This window comes from Mycobacterium sp. (assembly GCF_044370595.1).
GTDB lineage: Bacteria > Actinomycetota > Actinomycetes > Mycobacteriales > Mycobacteriaceae > Mycobacterium.
Genome location: NZ_JBILVF010000027.1, coordinates 1 through 17,436, shown reverse-complemented (window position 1 = coordinate 17,436; position 17,436 = coordinate 1). Strand labels below are relative to the sequence as shown.

The window sequence follows — 17,436 nt, the reverse complement described above, 5'->3', positions numbered from 1 at the left end:
TCGTGTCTGATGCGCGAGTCGCCACGCAAACAGTGCGATACCGCGAGCGGCTGTGGGTGCCGTGGTGGTGGTGGCCGATCGGGCTCGGCCTTTCGGCGGTGATGGCCACGCAGATCAATATGGGGGTTCGCCACCTGCCTGACTGGCTGCCCTACGCGGCGATGGCCGTCGTGGCGGTCGGTGTGCTGCTCTGGCTTGGGCGCATCGAAGTTCAGGTGGTCAGCACCGGCTCGGATGTCGAACTGTGGGCGGGGCAGGCGCATCTCCCGGCATCGGTGATCAGCCGTTCAGCCGCCGTGCCGCGCAGCGCCAAATCCTCTGCGCTGGGACGTCAACTCGATCCGGCCGCGTTCGTGCTGCACCGTAACTGGGTCGGGCCAATGGTGCTCGTGGTCCTCGACGATCCCGACGACCCGACGCCCTACTGGATGGTGAGCTGCCGGCACCCGGAGCGGGTGCTGGCCGCGTTACAGAGCTAGACCAGGGGTTCAGGGCTAGATCAGGGGTTCAGGCCGCGCAGTCGGAGCAGAGCATCTCGCCGTTCTTCTCCTGCGCCAGCCGGCTGCGGTGGTGCACCAGAAAACAGCTTGAGCAGGTGAATTCGTCGGCCTGTTTGGGCACCACCCGCACCGATAACTCCTCACCGGAGAGGTCGGCACCGGGTAGCTCGAAAGACTCTGCGGACTCCGTTTCGTCGACGTCGACGACCGCTGACTGCACCTCGTTCCGCCGTGCGGTCAGCTCCTCGAGGGAATCCTCCGACACCTCGTCGGTTTCGGTCCGCCGCGGGGCGTCGTAGTCCGTCGCCATCATCAACTCCCCTCATCCGGTACCTCAGCAGAGCTTTGTATCAGCGTGGAACGTCTCCGCCAAACGATTCGTGCCCTGTTCATGCAGGGTTTTAGTGTGAGTTGCATCACAGCGCTTAGCGGCGGCCGGTGCTGCTACCGCCGCCCGATGGTGACACGCTACGCGGTACCTCTACAGTTCATCCGTGGTTTCTCACATCACCGCCGGCTCCACCCGCGACCGCGACGGGCGGCCGTTCGTTCGGCGGCGATACCGTCCCGGGATCGTCGCGTTGGTGGTTCTTCTCACCGTGACAGGGCTGGCGTGGGCATTCGTCCTGACTCGTCCGGTGCAGATCCGCGAGGCCTCAGGCTGCAACCCGCCACCCTCGTCGACCGATTCCACCGCACCAAAACTCGGGCGGTTGGTGTCCAGTTCGTCGCTGATAGACGTAGCACCGGCCAATCTGGCCGACACCAAGATCCGGGTGCTGAACGCCAGCGGTCAGGGCGGGCAGGCCGGCGAGGTTGCCAGCGCGCTGCGGGACCTGGGCTTCGCGGCGCCCAATGCAGCCAATGACCCGATCTACGCCGGAACCCGGCTCAGCTGCCAGGGGCAGATCCGGTTCGGTCAGTCCGGACGGCCGAGCGCAGCTGCGGCTTGGCTGGTGGCACCGTGTGTCGAGCTTTACCAGGACGACCGCACCGATGACTCTGCGGACCTGGTGATCGGGACGGAGTTCACGTCCCTGGCCAGCAGCGACGACATCGCCGCGGTGCTCGCCGGCCTGAAGCCCGGCGCCACCGAACCCGCCGATTCGACGTTGATCACCAAGATTCACAACAGCTCCTGCTGAGTTACCGAAGCGGCTGCAGACCCCCGGCGCGGTCCAGCGCCTCGATCAGATGCGCGGCCACCCCCGGCGCGGCCGCCAGCAGCAAACCGGCGCCCGGATCCTGCGCCCCAGGTAGCAGCACCACGGCACCGGCCTCGGCGGCGATCAGCGCGCCGGCGGCCCAATCCCACTCGTTCAGTCCGTGTTCGTAGTGCGCGTCGAGCCGCCCCGATGCCACCATGCACAGGTCAAGCGCCGCTGAACCCAGGCGACGCACATCACGGACCTCCGGGAGCAGCTGCGCCAGCACAGCCGCCTGCGCGAGGCGTCGTTGCGGCGAATAGCTGAACCCTGTGCTCACCAGTGCCATCAACAGCTCATGGGCCCGGCTGCAGCGCAGTTGCTGCCGATCCCCACCGTCTAGGAGAACTTCAGCGCCCAAACCAACTGCGGCCGAATAGATCTGGCCGCCCGCGACATCGGCGACCGCTCCTGCCACCGACACGCCGTCAACTTGGGCGGCAACTGACACCGCGTACGTGGGGATGCCATATAGGAAGTTCACGGTGCCGTCGATCGGGTCCACCACCCACCGAACCGTGCCGCCGGTGTGTGTCGCACCGCCCTCCTCGCCGAGGATCGCCTCACCGGGGCGGATCTGCGCCAGCCGGTCCCGAATCAGCTGCTCGGTCTCGGTGTCGGCGAGGGTCACCGGATCGGTCGGACTGCTCTTTGCGCGCACAGCGGCCGAGCCGGCGGCCCCGTCACCGAACAACTCGGCGCGACGACGTCGCACATAGCCAGCCGCCTCGGCGACCAGTCGCTCGGCCACCTCGCGCAGCAGCCCGGGCCGGTTGTCCTCCACGGTGCTATCGCAGCACACCCGGCTTCAATCAGCCCGTCAGCTGCCCGCCCACGCATTAATGTCTGGTGCCATGACAAAGCCCAGCAGCACCCACCAGGCCCTCGGCGTGGATGTCGGAGGCAGTGGCGTCAAAGGCGCCGTGGTCGACCTCAACACCGGTCAACTCGTCGGTGAGCGATTCCGGTTGGAAACCCCGCAGCCGGCCACTCCGGAAGCGGTGACCGCAACCGTCGCCGAAGTGGTGCGGCATTTCAACTGGTCAGGCCCGCTGGGCGTCACCTACCCCGGGGTGGTGGTCAACGGCGTTGTGCAGACCGCCGCCAACGTCGACCCCAGCTGGGTCGGACGCGACGTCGCCCACGAGATGAGTGTCGCGCTGGGCGGTCAGCGGGTTACCGTACTCAACGACGCCGACGCCGCCGGACTGGCCGAGCAGCGCTACGGCGCCGGCCGCAACCGGGATGGTGTGGTGGTGCTGCTGACATTCGGCACGGGCATCGGCTCGGCGGTGATCCACCACGGAATGTTGTTGCCCAACACCGAGTTCGGCCACATCGAGGTGGGCGGCAAGGAGGCCGAGCACCGCGCTGCGGCCTCGGTCATGGAGCGGAGGGGATGGAGCTACCGCAAGTGGACCAAGCAGGTCACCAAGGTGCTCGTCGCCGTCGAGAACGCCATCTGGCCTGACTTGATCATCGCCGGTGGCGGCATCAGCAAGAAGGCCGACAAGTGGATCCCGCTGCTGAAGAACCGCACCCCGGTTGTCGCGGCTGAATTGCTCAACACCGCGGGCATCGTCGGAGCCGCCATGGCCGCCGCCGAGGAGCAAGTACCGGGCTAGCAGGCCGATATCGTTACAATGGGGTTTGGCGGCCGCCCACCCAAGCGGCGAGGATCTCCCCCGATCACGCCGACAGTTCCCATAGCCGACGCTCTGATGGCGCACGCCCGCGACTACAAGAGCCCGCAGTACCGAAAAGGGTGATACGTGGCAGCGACAAAAGCCAGCCAGGCGACCGCGAAGCCCGCTAAGCGCACCGCCGCCACACCCGCCGCGGCGAAGGCCGCACCGGACAAGGCCGAGAAGAACAGCCCCGCCAAGACGGCGCGCAGCGTGCTGGCGAAGGTTGCGGCCAAAGCCACCGGCAGGTCGGCAGCCAAGACTCCCGAACCGGTGAAGTCCGTCCCCGCCAAGTCAGTCCCCGCTAAAGCTGCCCGGACTGCTCCCACCAAGGCTCCCACCAAGGCTCCCACCAAGGCAGCGCCAGCCAAGACCAGCAAGGCAGTCCCGACCAAAGCCCACGCAGCACCGGCCGCCAAGACCACCAAGCCGGCCCCGGCCAAAACCGTCAAAGCGGTACCGCCCGCCAAAGCCACCAAAGCAACACCGGCCGCCAAGACCACCAAGCCGGCCCCGGCCAAAACCGTCAAAGCGGTACCGCCCGCCAAAGCCACGAAAGCAACACCGGCCCCGGCGAAGGCCCCGTCTGCCAAACCGGCCCGCAGCCGAGCCAAAAAAGCGGCCCCCGACGAGGCGCCCACCGTCGTCATCGACGCGGAGGCCGTGCTCATCGTCGATGACGTCGAAGTCGAGCTGGCCACCGAGCCCGACCTCGACGCGGCGGCAGTCGTTGCCGAGGACCTTGAACTCGACGACCTCGAGGTTGTCGTCGACGACGAGGCGGAGACCGCAGAGGCCCCGGCAGGCGACGCAGCCGCCGACGAGGAGGAGATCGCCGAGCCGTCGGACAAAGACAAAGCTTCCGGCGACTTCGTCTGGGACGAAGAGGAGTCCGAGGCGCTGCGCCAGGCCCGCAAAGACGCTGAGCTGACCGCGTCTGCCGACTCGGTCCGCGCCTACCTCAAGCAGATCGGCAAGGTCGCCCTGCTCAACGCCGAGGAAGAGGTGGAACTGGCCAAGCGCATCGAGGCAGGCCTGTACGCCACCCAGAAACTGGCGGAACTCACCGAGCGCGGCGAGAAACTTCCGGTGCAGCAGCGTCGAGACATGCAGTGGATCTGCCGGGACGGGGAACGGGCGAAAAACCACCTGCTGGAGGCCAACCTGCGTCTGGTGGTGTCGCTGGCCAAGCGCTATACCGGACGCGGGATGGCCTTCTTGGACCTCATCCAGGAAGGCAATCTCGGCCTCATCCGTGCTGTGGAGAAGTTCGACTACACCAAGGGTTACAAGTTCTCCACCTACGCAACCTGGTGGATTCGTCAGGCCATCACCCGTGCCATGGCCGATCAGGCCCGCACCATCCGCATCCCGGTGCACATGGTCGAAGTAATCAACAAGCTCGGCCGGATCCAACGCGAGCTGCTTCAGGACCTGGGCCGTGAGGCCACCCCTGAGGAACTCGCCAAGGAAATGGACATCACGCCGGAGAAGGTTCTGGAGATCCAGCAGTACGCACGCGAGCCCATCTCGCTGGACCAGACCATCGGTGACGAGGGTGACAGTCAACTCGGCGACTTCATCGAGGATTCCGAGGCGGTAGTGGCCGTCGACGCGGTCTCCTTCACGTTGCTGCAGGACCAGCTTCAGTCGGTGCTGGACACTTTGTCCGAACGGGAGGCCGGCGTGGTGCGCCTGCGTTTCGGCCTGACCGACGGCCAGCCACGGACGCTCGACGAGATCGGCCAGGTCTACGGAGTCACCCGTGAGAGAATTCGCCAGATCGAGTCGAAAACCATGTCGAAACTTCGGCATCCGAGTCGGTCTCAGGTGCTGCGCGACTACCTCGACTAGGGGATTTTCCCTTTTCGAAGCCCGTTGAATTCGGATTCCGTCGTCCGCTGCCCGACAAACGAGTGGATTCGTACTGAGCTGCCGAATTTGAGAACCGCCGGTACCGGGTATACGATTCGTTTGCTGGAGTGCCCAGCGATACTGTTCTCGGGAAGGACTGTCACGTGTCTGGAATCCACCGTCGGGGCATCAAAGGACTTTGGTCCCCGGGGTCTCGGGCCTTCGACCCGTGTCCGCAACCGCAGGTGACACCTACTGTTCCCGCCATGGCTCATGGGCCCGCACACCCACACCGAACTCTCACCCGCTCGATCGGTCTGGTCTTGGCCTCGGCTGGTTGTGCCGCCACCTTGGCGCTGTCGACGTCGACCACGGCCGCAGCCGCCAATACAGCGCTGATGGTCAACGGAATCGGAGCCGGTCAGCTGACCGAAATCGCCATGGCCAACATTCTTGGCGGCATGTTCGGCAAGAACTACGTGCGCGAGAACGTCCCGTGGCCCCAGCAGTCCCGCCCGGTCACTGGCCTGGACAGCCTGACCCTCACTGAGTCGATCGCGCAAGGTGTCGTCAATCTCGATGCCGAACTCACTGAAGCGCTGGCGCAACTCGGCCCCGGTGAATCCGTCACCCTCGTCGGTCTGTCGGCCGGAGCCTTGGTGGTCGACGACATGATGCGCGAGCTGGCCAACGACCCCAATGCGCCGGACAAGAGCAAGATCAAGTTCGTCGTGGTCGCCGATTCCAGCCGCATCGGGTTCAACAAGAACCGCTACGACGGCATCATCGGCTACCAGTACCGCACCCCGGTCGACAGCAAGTTCGACACCATCGCGGTGGCCGCCGAGTACGACGGCTTCGCCGACTTCCCGGACCGCTGGTGGAATTTCCTGGCGGTGGCGAACGCACTGGCCGGCACCGTCGTCCAGCATGTGCCGACGATGCTGACCAATTTGTCCACGGTGCCGGAGTCCAACATCACCGTCACCACCAACTCATTGGGCGGGGTGACGACGAGCTACCTCATTCCGGCCAAGCGTCTTCCGTTGGTCATCCTGTTGCCATTCCTGGCGCCTCAGGAAGCCGATTTGAGGAAGACCATCGATTCGGCCTACGCCCGCAACGACAACAAGGGAACAGCGGCGGCAGTGGCTGCGACCACGCTTGACGCGGATGCGCCCAGCCTCACCGATGTCCCCAGCCTCGCCGATGTCCCCAGCGTCGCCGACGTCCCCAGCCTCGCCGATGAGCCCAGCGTCGCCGATGAGCCCAGCGTCGCCGATGAGCCCAACTTCGAGGCTCCGGCGGAGACCTCGGTCGACGCCGACAAGTCGGCCCGAACTGCGCGCGCCGAGGTGTCCCAGGTCGAAGCAGTCGAGGTCGAGGCACCCGAGGTCGAGGCCCCCGAAAATGAGGCCGGGGACGCCGACGGCCCCACCTCGAAGGTCAGCCGCGGTGCCACCGAATCGGACCGCACCAGCGTTCCCCGCCGATCCGCTAGCCAGAGGCCTGCCGCGGCAACCAGCGACTCAGAGCAGTCTTCGGAATAACGACCAAGCAAGACAAGGGAATTCAGATGCGTAACCTCACCCGCTCGATCGGCTTGATGTTCGCTGCTGCGGGCACCGCGGCCACGGTGGCGCTGTCCACGGCCATGTCGGCGGAGGCGGCCAACAAGGTTCTGATGGTCAACGGCATGGGTGCGGGCAACCTCACCGACATCGCCATGGCCAACATCCTCGGCGGCGCGTACGGCGGCACCAACTGGAAGCGCGAGAACGTCCCCTGGCCCCAGCAGGCCCGTCCGCTGACAGGTAAGAACAGCCTGACCCTGACCGACTCGATCAAGGTCGGCACCACCAACCTCGACTCGGCAATCGCCAGGTCGCTGACCGAGGTGGGTCCCGGCGAGAAGGTCACCGTCGTCGGGCTGTCGGCGGGCGCCCTGGTCGTCGACGAGCAGATCCGTCTTCTGGACTCCAGAACCAACGCTCCGTCCAAGACCAACCTCGATTTCGTGGTGATCGCCGACTCCAGCCGCGCCGGGTTCAACAAGAACCGCTACGACGCCACCATCGGCTATCAGTACAGGGTGCCGGTGGAGTCCAAGTACAACGTCACGGTCGTCACCGGCCAGTACGACGGCTACGCGGATCCGCCAGATCGCCCCACGAACCTGCTGGCCGTGGCCAATGCCATCGCAGGCTCCCAGCTTGTGCACATTCCATCGATGCTGGCCCCGTTGAGTGCGGTGCCTGCGTCGAATATCACCACCACGACCAACGCCAAGGGCGGCGTCACCAAGAGCTACCTGGTCCCGACGAAAACACTGCCGTTGGTGGTTCTCAATCCCCGGCTGAAGGCCCAGGAGGCCAGCCTGCGTAAGCAGATCGATGCCGCCTACATCCGGAACGATCCCAAGAAGACCCCGGCGGCGACTCTCGCCGGGCCGGCCCCGGCCCCGGCCGACTCGGTCGCCCCCCCGCCGGCAAACCCGACGCCGGTGAACGCCGACAAGGCACTGGATGCGATCAAGGATCTGCCGGCGCGCGCAACGGCCACCGGGAAGGCTCCGTCGGCCGCCAAGCTTGCCGCATCCGGTCGCGACGGTAAGCGGCCCGCGGCGTAACGCAACGTCGCTAGTCCTTGAGCGGCAGCGGTTCCAATCGCAGCAGGTTCTGCCGCGGGGACTGGGTGTCGAGTCCGACCAGCGGGGTGCCGTCGGCCAGGATGACAAGCCCTTCGGGGTTCTTGGGGCTGCCGGCGATCCGCCACACCGTCTCCGCATCAACCTTGCCACCGGACGGGTCGAGGCGGTCCGGTAAGCGGGCGATTGCGCTGCCCTGGTCGGACAGCAGATACAGGCACCCGTCGGGACCGATGGTCGCCTCACTGACGTCGGGAAGCTCTTTGCTCAGCTGATCACCCAGCCGCCACGTCGCCAGCACAGTCAGGGCCGCGTCGGCGGTGGCCGGCGCCTCTGCTGCCACGCCGCGCCGCCAGCCCACCGGAGCCTCTCCCGCCGGACCGAACTCCAGGATCACCGAGGGGTCTTTCTCCTTGATCACCAGCAGGTGGCCCTGCTCGATCAGCACCAGGGACTCGCCACGGGAGGAGCGGTCGCCCAGCCACGCCTCACGCAGCCGATGACCCTGCGGAACCTCGAGACGCAACGTTCCCAGCAGCGCCGGCGCGGCGACGTCGAGGTGCAGAACGCGGGCCGGCTGTTCCTGGAGCACCAGCACGGTGTGATCACCGCTGGCGACAAGTGCCTCGAACTGGGTGCCGCCGTCAGGCAGATTCAGCTCGGCCAGGTCGACTCCCCGCCACTGCAGTGGCCATGAGCCGACGGGCGCGATGAAGAGCGACGGTTCCCGGTCGCCGACGGCGAGCAGGCTATCGCCGCGCAGCGCCAGGCCGGAGAGTTCCCGAAGTGGCACATCGGCGACATCGCGAACAGCGAGTTTCGGCGTCTTTCCCACGCCGGAAAGACTATTCAGCGCGACCGGGCGCTGGGCGGCTATCACGGAATGGGGGAATTCCGGCCGGCGCCCAGCACCCGGTCACTTCGGGCGAAGCTATCAGGGAAAGCCGCGACGGGATCACCGGTGCTCGTACCCCTGGGGATCACTGTCACCCTGGGGATCACCGGCCCCTGGGATCACTGGCACCCTGGGATCAAAGGGGCAAACCTTGCATCCAGTCCGGGCCGGTAGGGCCGAACCGCCACCACGGCCGAGGCCGGCAGAGCGCCATAGAGATGCGGGAACAGCATCGACTCTGGATCACCCGGCATGCCTGGTTCCCAGCGCAGCGGAGCGGCCAGAACAGCAGGGGTGACGTAGAGCAGGACGAGGTCACAGCGCCCGGCGAAGAGCCGATTGGCCGGCAGATGCACCTGATGCTGTGTCGACAGGTGAACGAAGCCGGCGTCGGTCAGCGACGGTGGCCGCAACTCCCCGGCCGAACGCGCAGCCTCCCAATCCTGCGCTGTGCACAGGTGGACGAGCAGGTGGTCGTCCAGGTGATCACCGTGCCCGTCGTTGCCCATCCCGGTCACCCTCCCCCCACCCTCGGGTCAGCTGCGGGTGAGACACAACACATCATTGCGGGCCGGGAACAAGGCGGCGACCCGAAACGTCTGAGACAGTAGACGTACCCCGGGTCGCCGCGGGGGCGCTGAGCACCTTTGGAGGAGCCCATGAACGCAACGCTGACCAGTCCGGAACTGACCAGGGCTGATCGCTGCGACCGCTGCGGGGCGGCCGCGCGCGTCAGAGCCACCCTCCCCTCGGGCGCGGAACTGCTGTTCTGCCAGCATCACGCCAACGAGCACCAGGCCAAGTTGATTGCACTCGATGCGGTCATCGAGGTAAACCAGGCCGACGCTTAACCATCTCGCCCTCCATCTCGCAGCGCCGCCCCGGTGACCACGGACCGCCCGTCGCTTCCCCCGAGGCGCCACCACGTGCTGCGCATCGGCAAGCGGACGCTGTCCAAGAGTTGGGATGACTCGATCTTCTCCGAGTCGGCCCAGGCCGGATTCTGGTCGGTGCTGTCCCTGCCGCCGTTGCTGCTCGGCATGCTCGGCAGCCTGGCCTACATCGCGCCGATGTTCGGACCCGACACCCTGAGCACTATCCAAAGCCAGCTGATCAGCACGTCGAATAGCTTTTTCTCCAAGAACATCGTCGCGGAGATCATCGAGCCGACAGTGCGCGACATCGTGCAGGGCGCACGCGGCGAGGTGGTCTCGCTGGGCTTCGTGATCAGCCTGTGGGCGGGTTCGTCGGCAATCTCGGCGTTCGTCGACTCGGTCGTCGAAGCTCACGACCAGACCCCACTGCGGCACCCGGTTCGGCAGCGTTTCTTCGCGCTGGGCCTGTACATGGTGATGTTGCTGGGCGTCATCGCAACGGCCCCCCTGCTGGCGCTCGGCCCGCGCAAGATCGCCGAGTACATCCCGGACAGCTGGGACCACGCCCTTCGCTTCGGCTACTACCCGATGCTGATCCTGGCACTGGTGGCGGCCGTGACCGCCCTCTACCGCGTCTCACTGCCCGAACCGCTGCCGACTCACCGACTGATATGGGGTGCGGTCTTGGCGACCGCCGTCTTCGTTGTAGCCACCGCGGGATTGCGGGTGTACCTGCAATACATCACCCGCACCGGCTACACGTACGGTGCGCTGGCCACCCCGATCGCCTTCCTGCTTTTCGCGTTCTTCCTGGGTTTCGCGATCATGATCGGGGCTGAGTTGAACGCCGCGATCCAAGAGGAGTGGCCCGCTCCCCAGACTCACCTGACGCGGTGGCGCGCCCGGTGGCGGGCCGGCAAGGAGTCGAGGGCAGAGGTCGCCGAGCCAGCAGAGCCGGCGGAGGAGCCACAGCCCGTGGCGGTCAGGCCCTCTTGAGCGACTCGTAGATCCGTTTGCAGTCCGGGCAGACCGGCGAACCGGGCTTGGGTGATCGGGTGACCGGGAAGACCTCGCCGCACAGCGCGACGACGTGGGTGCCCATGACGGCACTCTCGGCGATCTTGTCCTTTTTGACGTAGTGAAAGTGCTTGGGTCGGTCGTCGTCGGACCCGTCGTCGACGCGTTCGTCGCTGTCGGTACGCTCTAGGGTATCGGTCTGCATGGAGCCCATTCTGCCCCGTCATGACGCACCGCGAAATGGGCGGTGTCAGACAGCCGTAAGAAAAGTCCCCTCGTTCGACGTGGCTCGGGTGTGGAACAGTGAGGGGATGGAACGCGAGTTGGGTTTTGACGACGAAGGTCGGCCCGTACTCATCACCCGGGCCGCCTACTCGTACGAGGAGCAGCACCGGGCTCGCGTACGTAAGTACCTCAAGTTGATGTTCTGGCGCATTCCTGCCTTCATAGCCGCGGCGGTGGCCTACAGCATCTGGCAAAACGGCCTTATCTCCCTTGCGATTCTGGCCGCGTCCATCCCGCTGCCGTGGATGGCGGTCCTGATCGCCAACGACCGTCCGCCGAGGACGGCCGAGGAGCCGCGGCGCTTCCCCGACGCCCCGCAGCGCACCGCGCTGTTCCCGCGGGCCGAGCATCGCGCCCTGGAGGCCGGGGTCGCCTCAACTGCCCAACCGCACGCCGCCCGGCGCGGCGAAGAACACACCCGCTGACCGGCCGCACCAAGCATTCTCAGTACATTCTTAGGGCTCAGCCGCGTCTTCCCAGTTCAGAGGGTGTGAGGTGGCTCATTCGCGGGAACTCTTCCCAGCAGTCATGCGTTGGACTTTTCGACAGCAGGAGCCGATCAGGAGGCACCCATGGCTAACGCCACCACCACCCGGGTTGACAGCGATCTGGACGCCCAGAGTCCAGCCGCCGATCTCGTGCGCGTGTATTTGAACGGCATCGGTAAGACGGCTCTTCTCACCGCTGAGGACGAAGTCGAACTGGCCAAGCGGATCGAAGCCGGTCTTTACGCCCAGCATCTGCTCGAAACCCGTAAGCGCTTGAGCGACAGGCGCAAACGCGAGCTTGCGATCGTTGTGCGCGACGGCCAGGCGGCTCGCCGGCATCTGCTGGAGGCCAACTTGCGCCTGGTGGTGTCGCTGGCCAAGCGCTACACCGGTCGAGGCATGCCGCTGCTTGACCTGATCCAGGAGGGCAACCTCGGGCTGATCCGCGCCATGGAAAAGTTCGACTACACCAAAGGATTCAAATTCTCGACCTACGCCACCTGGTGGATCCGGCAGGCCATCACGCGCGGCATGGCAGATCAGAGCAGGACAATTCGGCTCCCCGTTCACCTCGTGGAGCAGGTCAACAAGCTGGCCCGGATCAAGCGCGAGTTGCACCAGAGTCTCGGCCGTGAGGCCACCGACGAGGAACTGGCTGAAGAGTCCGGCATCCCGGTGGAGAAGATCAACGATCTGCTCGAGCACAGCCGTGATCCGGTAAGCCTGGATATGCCGGTCGGCAGCGACGAGGAAGCCCCGCTGGGCGACTTCATCGAAGACTCCGAGGCGATGTCGGCGGAGAACGCGGTGATCGCCGAGCTGCTGCACACCGATATCCGGCACGTGCTGGCCACTCTCGACGAACGTGAGCAGCAGGTCATCCGGTTGCGTTTCGGACTCGACGACGGTCAGCCCCGCACCCTCGATCAGATCGGCAAGCTGTTCGGTCTGTCCCGTGAGCGGGTCCGCCAGATCGAGCGCGAAGTGATGAACAAGCTCCGCAACGGGGAGCGGGCCGAGAAACTGCGCTCCTACGCCAGCTGAGCGAGAAGCTCTTCGGTGTGCCCGCCGGTTCGCCGGCGGGCACACGTGTCTGTTCCGGCCGACATCCCGCTGCCGGAGACCATTCGCGCAGCTAGGCATATAGACTCGCGGTGCGACGAAGGGTGCCTCATGAACGATCTGGTCGACACCACAGAGATGTACCTGCGCACCATCTATGACCTCGAGGAGGAGGGGGTGGTGCCGCTGCGGGCGCGGATCGCCGAACGCCTCGAGCAGAGCGGCCCGACAGTGAGCCAGACGGTGTCGCGGATGGAACGCGACGGCCTGCTGCGGGTGGCCGGTGACCGACATCTGGAGCTCACCGACAAGGGCCGGCGGCTGGCGATCGCGGTGATGCGCAAGCACCGACTGGCCGAACGGCTACTGGTGGACATCATCGGCCTGCCCTGGGAAGAGGTGCATGCCGAGGCCTGCCGGTGGGAGCACGTCATGAGCGAAGATGTCGAGCGACGCCTGGTGCAAGTCCTCGACCGGCCCACCGTCTCCCCGTTCGGCAACCCGATCCCCGGCCTGGCGCTACTGGGCCTGCCCGAGCACAACGTGGAGTCCGACGGAGCGGATCTGGTGCGGTTGACCGAGTTGCCGGTCGGCGACTCGGTGGCCGTGGTGGTTCGCCAACTCACTGAGCATGTGCAGGGAGATGCCGCGTTGATCGGACGGCTCAAGGAGGCTGGTGTCGTTCCCAATGCCCGCGTGCTGGTGCGAACCAGCGCGCACGGCGACGTGACCATCGTGGTGGGTGGGCACGAGAACGTCGAACTCCCCCATGACATGGCACACGCCGTCAAGGTGCAGAAGGTCTAGCCCGCCCGGCCGAATAGCCGGCGTGGCGGCAACCGCACACCGAGTCGCTTGGCAAGCCGGTAGCCGGTTCCGGTCAACTCGCGGATCTGTTCTGGACGCAGTCCCGATTGCAGGGCAGCGTCGAGCATCCCCGCCATCCGATGGTCCGGATCGCTGCGTAACGCCGCTTCCAACGCGATGCCGGCCAGTGGGCCATCACCGCGGGTGTAGGCCGAAAACGCCAGCAGGACAAGCGCTTCTGCTCGCCAAGGATCGGGAAGCGTCCGCGACAGCATGGCCCACAGCGCTTCGGCCGCAGCCGCCTCTGCGCCCACCGCCAGCGCGTACAGGGTGTCTCGTACCGCGATATCGGTGAGCCCGCAAGCCACCGCAGCGAGTTCATCATCATCCGGCTGGCTGCCCGCCAGGACACGCCCCGCCATGTCGATCACGCTCTGAATGTCGCGACGTCCCCGACCGTTGGGGTCGGCTCGCCAGTCGGTCTCACGCTCGGTTGACTGCAACCGGATGGGTTCGACGAGCGCGGCTGTTCGCACCGGGTCGGTCACCCCAACCACGGCGTGCAGATCGGCACGCCGACCATAGAGCCGCCTGCCATCGAGGACGGCCGCGGCAGCCAGCGGAGAAGCACTCGGGTCCTCAACGGCGCCGCTGGCACCGCAGCCGTCGATGCAGTGCCATGTTCCGCCTGCCTCGACTCGATCGACGACGTGTACCGCGAACAACTCGACGTCGTGGCTGCGCAGCGACTCCGACAATGCGTCGGACAGCCTCCGGTGGTCGTCGTTACACATGGGGCACAGCGCCCCGTCGGCGTCCACGATCACGGCCACCACGGATTCGGCGCCCGAGGTGACGGCGATCTCGGCAAGACGGCCGATGTTGTCGGTGAGATCGGCCGATAGGTCAGCCCGCATGACTGCCCCCATCTGACCCCCTTCCAGTGTGACGAGCACCATGGACTTTTCCGGGACGAAGCCCAGCACAGCGGGCAGGGCGGCGATCAGCGCGCCGGGACGGGTGAGATGGAATTCGGGTGTGGTCATGGCAGCGAGGTTCGCAGCCGCCGCTGTCAGGCCGGCCGCTGGTGTGGCGCCGCTCACGACGAGCTGTGTACCAAACTGTCTCTGTGGGGAACGTCCGGCGGGCCCGGCGCGTTACTCCTTCGGGCTGACCGTGTGGATTTGATTAGGAAGGAGGCGCCCCGTGGCCGACGAGCACCGCCGCATTCCCGACCGGATGTACCAACTGGAGTTCCCGGCGCCGCAACTGTCATCCTCGGATGGACGCGGGCCGGTTCTCATCCACGCATTCGAGGGATTTTCCGACGCCGGCCACGCCATCCGACTGGCGGCCGAGCATCTGAAGAGTTCACTTGAGGGCGATTTAGTGGCATCTTTCGCCATCGACGACCTGCTGGATTACCGGTCCCGGCGGCCGGTGATGACGTTCAAGACCGATCACTTCACCCACTACGAGGATCCGCAGCTCAACCTGTACGCGCTGCGCGACATCGCCGGCACACCCTTCCTACTGCTCGCAGGCCTGGAACCGGACCTGCAGTGGGAACGCTTCGTCACCGCGGTTCGCCTGCTCGCCGAGCGGCTCGGCGTGCGCCGGACCATCGGCTTGGGCACCATCCCGATGGCCGTCCCGCACACCCGGCCGGTGTCTATGACGGCGCATTCGGACGACCGCTCCCTGATCGCCGACCATCAACCGTGGGTGGGCGAGGTGCAGGTGCCCAGTAGCGTGTCGAATCTGCTGGAGTTCCGGATGGCCCAGCACGGGCATGAGGCAGTGGGCTACACCGTGCACGTCCCGCACTATCTGGCGCAGACCGATTACCCCGCAGCCGCGGAGGCTCTGCTCGATGAGGTCGCCAAATCGGCGGCTCTGCAGCTACCGCTGACCGCTCTCACCGACGCCGCTGGGGTGGTCCGCAGCAAGATCGACGAACAGGTCGAGGCGTCCCCGGATATCGCCCAGGTGGTCGAGGCCCTGGAACGGCAGTACGACGCGTTCGTTTCCGCGCAGGAGAACAGGTCGCTGCTGGCCCGCGACGAGGACCTGCCCAGCGGAGAGGAGTTGGGTGCGGAGTTCGAACGGTTCCTGGCTCAGCAAGCCGACGACTTCAAGGACGGTTTGACCGACGACGGCGGGAGCTGACACCGCCACATAATGTCGATCTATGGGCATCGTGGTGTCTGTTCTAGGAGCTTCCATGGCGGCGTTTCGGCAACTCGCTCGGAGTGATCGACGCGGCTTCCGCTCCCCCGATCCGGCGTCAAGGCATCGCCGCCGAACTGGGTTACAGCGAACCGATTCTCCTCGGTTTACCCGCCCCGGCGCACCATCCGCCCATGCTCGCGATCCAGGATCTGGCCGTCCGTGGAGGATGTGCTGGCCGCCGACCCTGCGGACTACGCCGACGAACCGACGCAGTCCGACGGCTTCGGTATGGCGGGTCTGCTCAGCGGGACGTGCCAACCCCGCGATGGGCGCGCAGTGCTTCGATCTCCCGCTCGAAGTCCTCAGCCGAGGAGAACGACCGGTAGACCGAGGCGAACCTCAGGTAGGCGACCTCGTCGAGTTCACGAAGTGGACCCAGGATCGCCAAGCCGACCTCATTGCTGGGGACCTCCGCTGACCCGCCGGCCCGAATGCTGTCCTCGACCTGCTGGGCCAGCAGGTTGAGAGCGTCATCGTCGACTTGCCGGCCCTGGCACGCCCGGCGAACGCCGATGATGACCTTTTCCCGGCTGAACGGCTCGGTGACACCGCTGCGCTTGACCACGGCGAGCACGGCCGTCTCCACGGTAGTGAACCGGCGGCCGCACTCCGGACAGGAGCGGCGGCGGCGAATGGCTTGACCTTCGTCGGTCTCGCGGGAGTCGACGACACGCGAATCGGGGTGACGGCAGAAAGGACAGTGCATGACCGTTCCTCCGCTCCCGCTGTGAACTGCACGAAACCAGTGAGAGCCTACCCGTGAGCCGCCCCTTGCTGCCATCATCACGCCGCCGACTCGGATCGCCGATGCGGTCACTATCCGATGGGCGCAATCAAAGTCTGACCGGCGTCCACCGCGGCGGAATCCAATTGGTTGAGTTCGCGGATGCGCGCAACGACCTGTCCGGTCGGCGTATTCGGCGCCACCCGGTCAGCCAATTGCTGAAGCGTCTCGCCTGCCTGCACCTGCACCACCGCAAGCCGATCCGACTGCTCGACCGCGGCGACACGTTCCCCGCTGAGATTCGCCAGCAAGCCCAGCCACAGGGTGATCATCGCGGCCAGACCGGCCAGTCCGAGGCTCGCGGCGGTGCTCACCGGACGGCGGGTGTGCACCGCCTGCGACATCCTTACGCCATTGCCGTGGTAGCGCAGCGGCACAACAGCCGGGCGCGAGCGACGGGCATCGGGGCGCGAGGAACGGTGTAACGCCGGACGGTTGGATCGGGAGTGAACACCGCTGTCATCGCCGGTTGCAGGCCGTCCATAGGCTGCCGCCCACTCAACCGACTGTCGATCGTCAAGGACCGTCATGACTCTTCCCTCCTACTGATGTTCGCTCTTGTGTTCGAACTCTACTCGCTCATGTGTTCGACAACCGAACATTTGAGCGAGCGTGTCTCGACGATAAATGGGGCCTCTGACATTGACGGTGTTCAACCGGATCGGTTGATGATTGGACCTGGCTCGCCAAACTCGACCGGCTGGTCACCACAATCAACCCCCGCACTGCGCGCGGCCTACGGCGTCGGACCCGACACCACCACCCAGCTCATCATCACCGCCGGCACCAACCGCACCGGCTGGACAACAGAGCAGCAAGATGCAACACGCTCGAACACATGTTTGATTATCGTGCCGGATCCCGCTACATTCGCGGCTATGGGCGACAGCAGACAGACAACCGGCCGGGGCGGCGCCGCGGACCTCACCGACCGGCAACGCACGATCCTCGAGGTCATCAGAGCCTCCGTGACCAGCCGTGGCTACCCGCCGAGCATCCGGGAGATCGGCGACGCCGTGGGGCTGACATCCACGTCGTCGGTTGCCCACCAACTCCGCACGCTGGAGCGCAAGGGTTATCTGCGCCGCGACCCGAATCGA

General features: G+C 66.0%; 21 protein-coding genes. 13 read left to right on the top strand and 8 right to left on the bottom strand.

Annotated elements, in window-relative coordinates; all coding sequences use genetic code 11:
* The first annotated feature begins 2 nt into the window (after positions 1–2).
* Positions 3–479 carry a DUF3093 family protein gene (locus ADBZ5N_RS06115; protein WP_526256594.1) on the top strand — a complete coding sequence of 159 codons (477 nt, stop codon included), beginning with the start codon at positions 3–5 and terminating at the stop codon, positions 477–479.
* A gap of 28 nt (positions 480–507) precedes the next feature.
* On the opposite strand, the gene ADBZ5N_RS06110 is transcribed toward ADBZ5N_RS06115, so the two are convergent.
* Positions 508–810 (bottom strand): DUF4193 family protein, encoded by a 303-nt coding sequence (locus tag ADBZ5N_RS06110; RefSeq protein ID WP_526256593.1) that lies wholly within the window; start codon positions 808–810, stop codon positions 508–510.
* Between the two features lie 184 nt (positions 811–994).
* On the opposite strand from ADBZ5N_RS06110, the gene cei reads away from it, so the two are divergent.
* Complete coding sequence (gene cei / locus ADBZ5N_RS06105; RefSeq protein WP_526256592.1) at positions 995–1,645, top strand: envelope integrity protein Cei; 651 nt, start codon at positions 995–997, stop codon at positions 1,643–1,645.
* A gap of 1 nt (position 1,646) precedes the next feature.
* On the opposite strand, the gene ADBZ5N_RS06100 is transcribed toward cei, so the two are convergent.
* Positions 1,647–2,507 carry an inositol monophosphatase family protein gene (locus tag ADBZ5N_RS06100; protein ID WP_526256591.1) on the bottom strand — a complete coding sequence of 287 codons (861 nt, stop codon included), beginning with the start codon at positions 2,505–2,507 and terminating at the stop codon, positions 1,647–1,649.
* 52 nt (positions 2,508–2,559) lie between these two features.
* Here ADBZ5N_RS06100 and ppgK point away from each other — a divergent pair, with 52 nt between their 5' ends.
* The 4 genes from ppgK to ADBZ5N_RS06080 all read left to right on the top strand — a co-directional run bounded on the left by ppgK (position 2,560) and on the right by ADBZ5N_RS06080 (position 7,873).
* A complete protein-coding gene (gene ppgK / locus ADBZ5N_RS06095) occupies positions 2,560–3,330 on the top strand; it encodes a polyphosphate--glucose phosphotransferase (RefSeq protein ID WP_526256590.1) in 771 nt (256 codons plus the stop codon).
* A gap of 147 nt (positions 3,331–3,477) precedes the next feature.
* Positions 3,478–5,244: an RNA polymerase sigma factor gene (locus tag ADBZ5N_RS06090; protein ID WP_526256589.1), complete on the top strand. Its 1,767-nt coding sequence runs from the start codon at positions 3,478–3,480 to the stop codon at positions 5,242–5,244.
* 266 nt (positions 5,245–5,510) lie between these two features.
* On the top strand, positions 5,511–6,794 hold the full coding sequence (locus tag ADBZ5N_RS06085; RefSeq protein WP_526256588.1) for a PE-PPE domain-containing protein: 1,284 nt from the start codon (positions 5,511–5,513) through the stop codon (positions 6,792–6,794).
* Positions 6,795–6,820: 26 nt separating this feature from the next.
* Entirely contained in the window at positions 6,821–7,873 is a 1,053-nt protein-coding gene (locus ADBZ5N_RS06080) for a PE-PPE domain-containing protein (RefSeq protein ID WP_526256587.1), read from the top strand.
* A 10-nt stretch (positions 7,874–7,883) separates the two neighbouring features.
* On the opposite strand, the gene ADBZ5N_RS06075 is transcribed toward ADBZ5N_RS06080, so the two are convergent.
* The gene (locus ADBZ5N_RS06075) at positions 7,884–8,726 is read right to left on the bottom strand and encodes a YjiK family protein (RefSeq protein WP_526256586.1); all 843 of its coding nucleotides are present in this window, start codon (positions 8,724–8,726) and stop codon (positions 7,884–7,886) included.
* A gap of 179 nt (positions 8,727–8,905) precedes the next feature.
* A complete protein-coding gene (locus ADBZ5N_RS06070) occupies positions 8,906–9,295 on the bottom strand; it encodes a DUF952 domain-containing protein (protein WP_526256585.1) in 390 nt (129 codons plus the stop codon).
* A gap of 150 nt (positions 9,296–9,445) precedes the next feature.
* On the opposite strand from ADBZ5N_RS06070, the gene ADBZ5N_RS06065 reads away from it, so the two are divergent.
* Both ADBZ5N_RS06065 and ADBZ5N_RS06060 read left to right on the top strand, forming a co-directional pair.
* Positions 9,446–9,637: a DUF7455 domain-containing protein gene (locus ADBZ5N_RS06065; protein ID WP_526256584.1), complete on the top strand. Its 192-nt coding sequence runs from the start codon at positions 9,446–9,448 to the stop codon at positions 9,635–9,637.
* Positions 9,638–9,670: 33 nt separating this feature from the next.
* Entirely contained in the window at positions 9,671–10,657 is a 987-nt protein-coding gene (locus ADBZ5N_RS06060; protein WP_526256583.1) for a YhjD/YihY/BrkB family envelope integrity protein, read from the top strand.
* On the opposite strand, the gene ADBZ5N_RS06055 is transcribed toward ADBZ5N_RS06060, so the two are convergent.
* Positions 10,644–10,883 (bottom strand): DUF3039 domain-containing protein, encoded by a 240-nt coding sequence (locus ADBZ5N_RS06055; protein ID WP_526256582.1) that lies wholly within the window; start codon positions 10,881–10,883, stop codon positions 10,644–10,646. The two genes, ADBZ5N_RS06060 and ADBZ5N_RS06055, sit on opposite strands and share 14 nt — an antisense overlap.
* 106 nt (positions 10,884–10,989) lie before the next feature.
* On the opposite strand from ADBZ5N_RS06055, the gene ADBZ5N_RS06050 reads away from it, so the two are divergent.
* From ADBZ5N_RS06050 to ADBZ5N_RS06040, 3 genes are all read left to right on the top strand, one after another.
* A complete protein-coding gene (locus ADBZ5N_RS06050; RefSeq protein WP_526256581.1) occupies positions 10,990–11,388 on the top strand; it encodes a DUF3099 domain-containing protein in 399 nt (132 codons plus the stop codon).
* 147 nt (positions 11,389–11,535) lie between these two features.
* On the top strand, positions 11,536–12,495 hold the full coding sequence (locus ADBZ5N_RS06045; protein WP_526256580.1) for a sigma-70 family RNA polymerase sigma factor: 960 nt from the start codon (positions 11,536–11,538) through the stop codon (positions 12,493–12,495).
* Between the two features lie 129 nt (positions 12,496–12,624).
* The gene (locus ADBZ5N_RS06040) at positions 12,625–13,320 is read left to right on the top strand and encodes an iron-dependent transcriptional repressor DtxR (RefSeq protein WP_526256579.1); all 696 of its coding nucleotides are present in this window, start codon (positions 12,625–12,627) and stop codon (positions 13,318–13,320) included.
* On the opposite strand, the gene ADBZ5N_RS06035 is transcribed toward ADBZ5N_RS06040, so the two are convergent.
* Entirely contained in the window at positions 13,317–14,366 is a 1,050-nt protein-coding gene (locus tag ADBZ5N_RS06035; protein WP_526256578.1) for a DUF4192 family protein, read from the bottom strand. The genes ADBZ5N_RS06040 and ADBZ5N_RS06035 overlap by 4 nt on opposite strands.
* 193 nt (positions 14,367–14,559) lie before the next feature.
* Between ADBZ5N_RS06035 and ADBZ5N_RS06030 the strand changes: the two genes are divergently transcribed.
* Complete coding sequence (locus ADBZ5N_RS06030; protein ID WP_526256609.1) at positions 14,560–15,489, top strand: proteasome assembly chaperone family protein; 930 nt, start codon at positions 14,560–14,562, stop codon at positions 15,487–15,489.
* 304 nt (positions 15,490–15,793) lie between these two features.
* On the opposite strand, the gene nrdR is transcribed toward ADBZ5N_RS06030, so the two are convergent.
* Both nrdR and ADBZ5N_RS06020 read right to left on the bottom strand, forming a co-directional pair.
* The gene (nrdR, locus tag ADBZ5N_RS06025) at positions 15,794–16,258 is read right to left on the bottom strand and encodes a transcriptional regulator NrdR (RefSeq protein WP_526256577.1); all 465 of its coding nucleotides are present in this window, start codon (positions 16,256–16,258) and stop codon (positions 15,794–15,796) included.
* Positions 16,259–16,368: 110 nt separating this feature from the next.
* Entirely contained in the window at positions 16,369–16,650 is a 282-nt protein-coding gene (locus ADBZ5N_RS06020) for a LysM peptidoglycan-binding domain-containing protein (protein WP_526256576.1), read from the bottom strand.
* Positions 16,651–16,884: 234 nt separating this feature from the next.
* On the opposite strand from ADBZ5N_RS06020, the gene ADBZ5N_RS06015 reads away from it, so the two are divergent.
* Positions 16,885–17,436, top strand: a 552-nt coding sequence (locus ADBZ5N_RS06015; protein WP_526256575.1) for a LexA family protein, incomplete at its 3' end; no start/stop codon positions are given.

What these genes read in the sequence shown, in the direction of transcription:
- ADBZ5N_RS06110 (WP_526256593.1), bottom strand. Translation starts at nt 810, where the DNA reads ATGGCGACGGACTACGACGCCCCGCGGCGGACCGAAACCGACGAGGTG.
- ADBZ5N_RS06030 (WP_526256609.1), top strand. Translation starts at nt 14,560, where the DNA reads ATGTACCAACTGGAGTTCCCGGCGCCGCAACTGTCATCCTCGGATGGA.
- ADBZ5N_RS06070 (WP_526256585.1), bottom strand. Translation starts at nt 9,295, where the DNA reads ATGGGCAACGACGGGCACGGTGATCACCTGGACGACCACCTGCTCGTC.
- ADBZ5N_RS06065 (WP_526256584.1), top strand. Translation starts at nt 9,446, where the DNA reads ATGAACGCAACGCTGACCAGTCCGGAACTGACCAGGGCTGATCGCTGC.
- ADBZ5N_RS06045 (WP_526256580.1), top strand. Translation starts at nt 11,536, where the DNA reads ATGGCTAACGCCACCACCACCCGGGTTGACAGCGATCTGGACGCCCAG.
- ADBZ5N_RS06085 (WP_526256588.1), top strand. Translation starts at nt 5,511, where the DNA reads ATGGCTCATGGGCCCGCACACCCACACCGAACTCTCACCCGCTCGATC.
- ADBZ5N_RS06055 (WP_526256582.1), bottom strand. Translation starts at nt 10,883, where the DNA reads ATGCAGACCGATACCCTAGAGCGTACCGACAGCGACGAACGCGTCGAC.
- ADBZ5N_RS06040 (WP_526256579.1), top strand. Translation starts at nt 12,625, where the DNA reads ATGAACGATCTGGTCGACACCACAGAGATGTACCTGCGCACCATCTAT.
- ppgK (WP_526256590.1), top strand. Translation starts at nt 2,560, where the DNA reads ATGACAAAGCCCAGCAGCACCCACCAGGCCCTCGGCGTGGATGTCGGA.
- ADBZ5N_RS06080 (WP_526256587.1), top strand. Translation starts at nt 6,821, where the DNA reads ATGCGTAACCTCACCCGCTCGATCGGCTTGATGTTCGCTGCTGCGGGC.
- ADBZ5N_RS06050 (WP_526256581.1), top strand. Translation starts at nt 10,990, where the DNA reads ATGGAACGCGAGTTGGGTTTTGACGACGAAGGTCGGCCCGTACTCATC.
- nrdR (WP_526256577.1), bottom strand. Translation starts at nt 16,258, where the DNA reads ATGCACTGTCCTTTCTGCCGTCACCCCGATTCGCGTGTCGTCGACTCC.
- ADBZ5N_RS06035 (WP_526256578.1), bottom strand. Translation starts at nt 14,366, where the DNA reads ATGACCACACCCGAATTCCATCTCACCCGTCCCGGCGCGCTGATCGCC.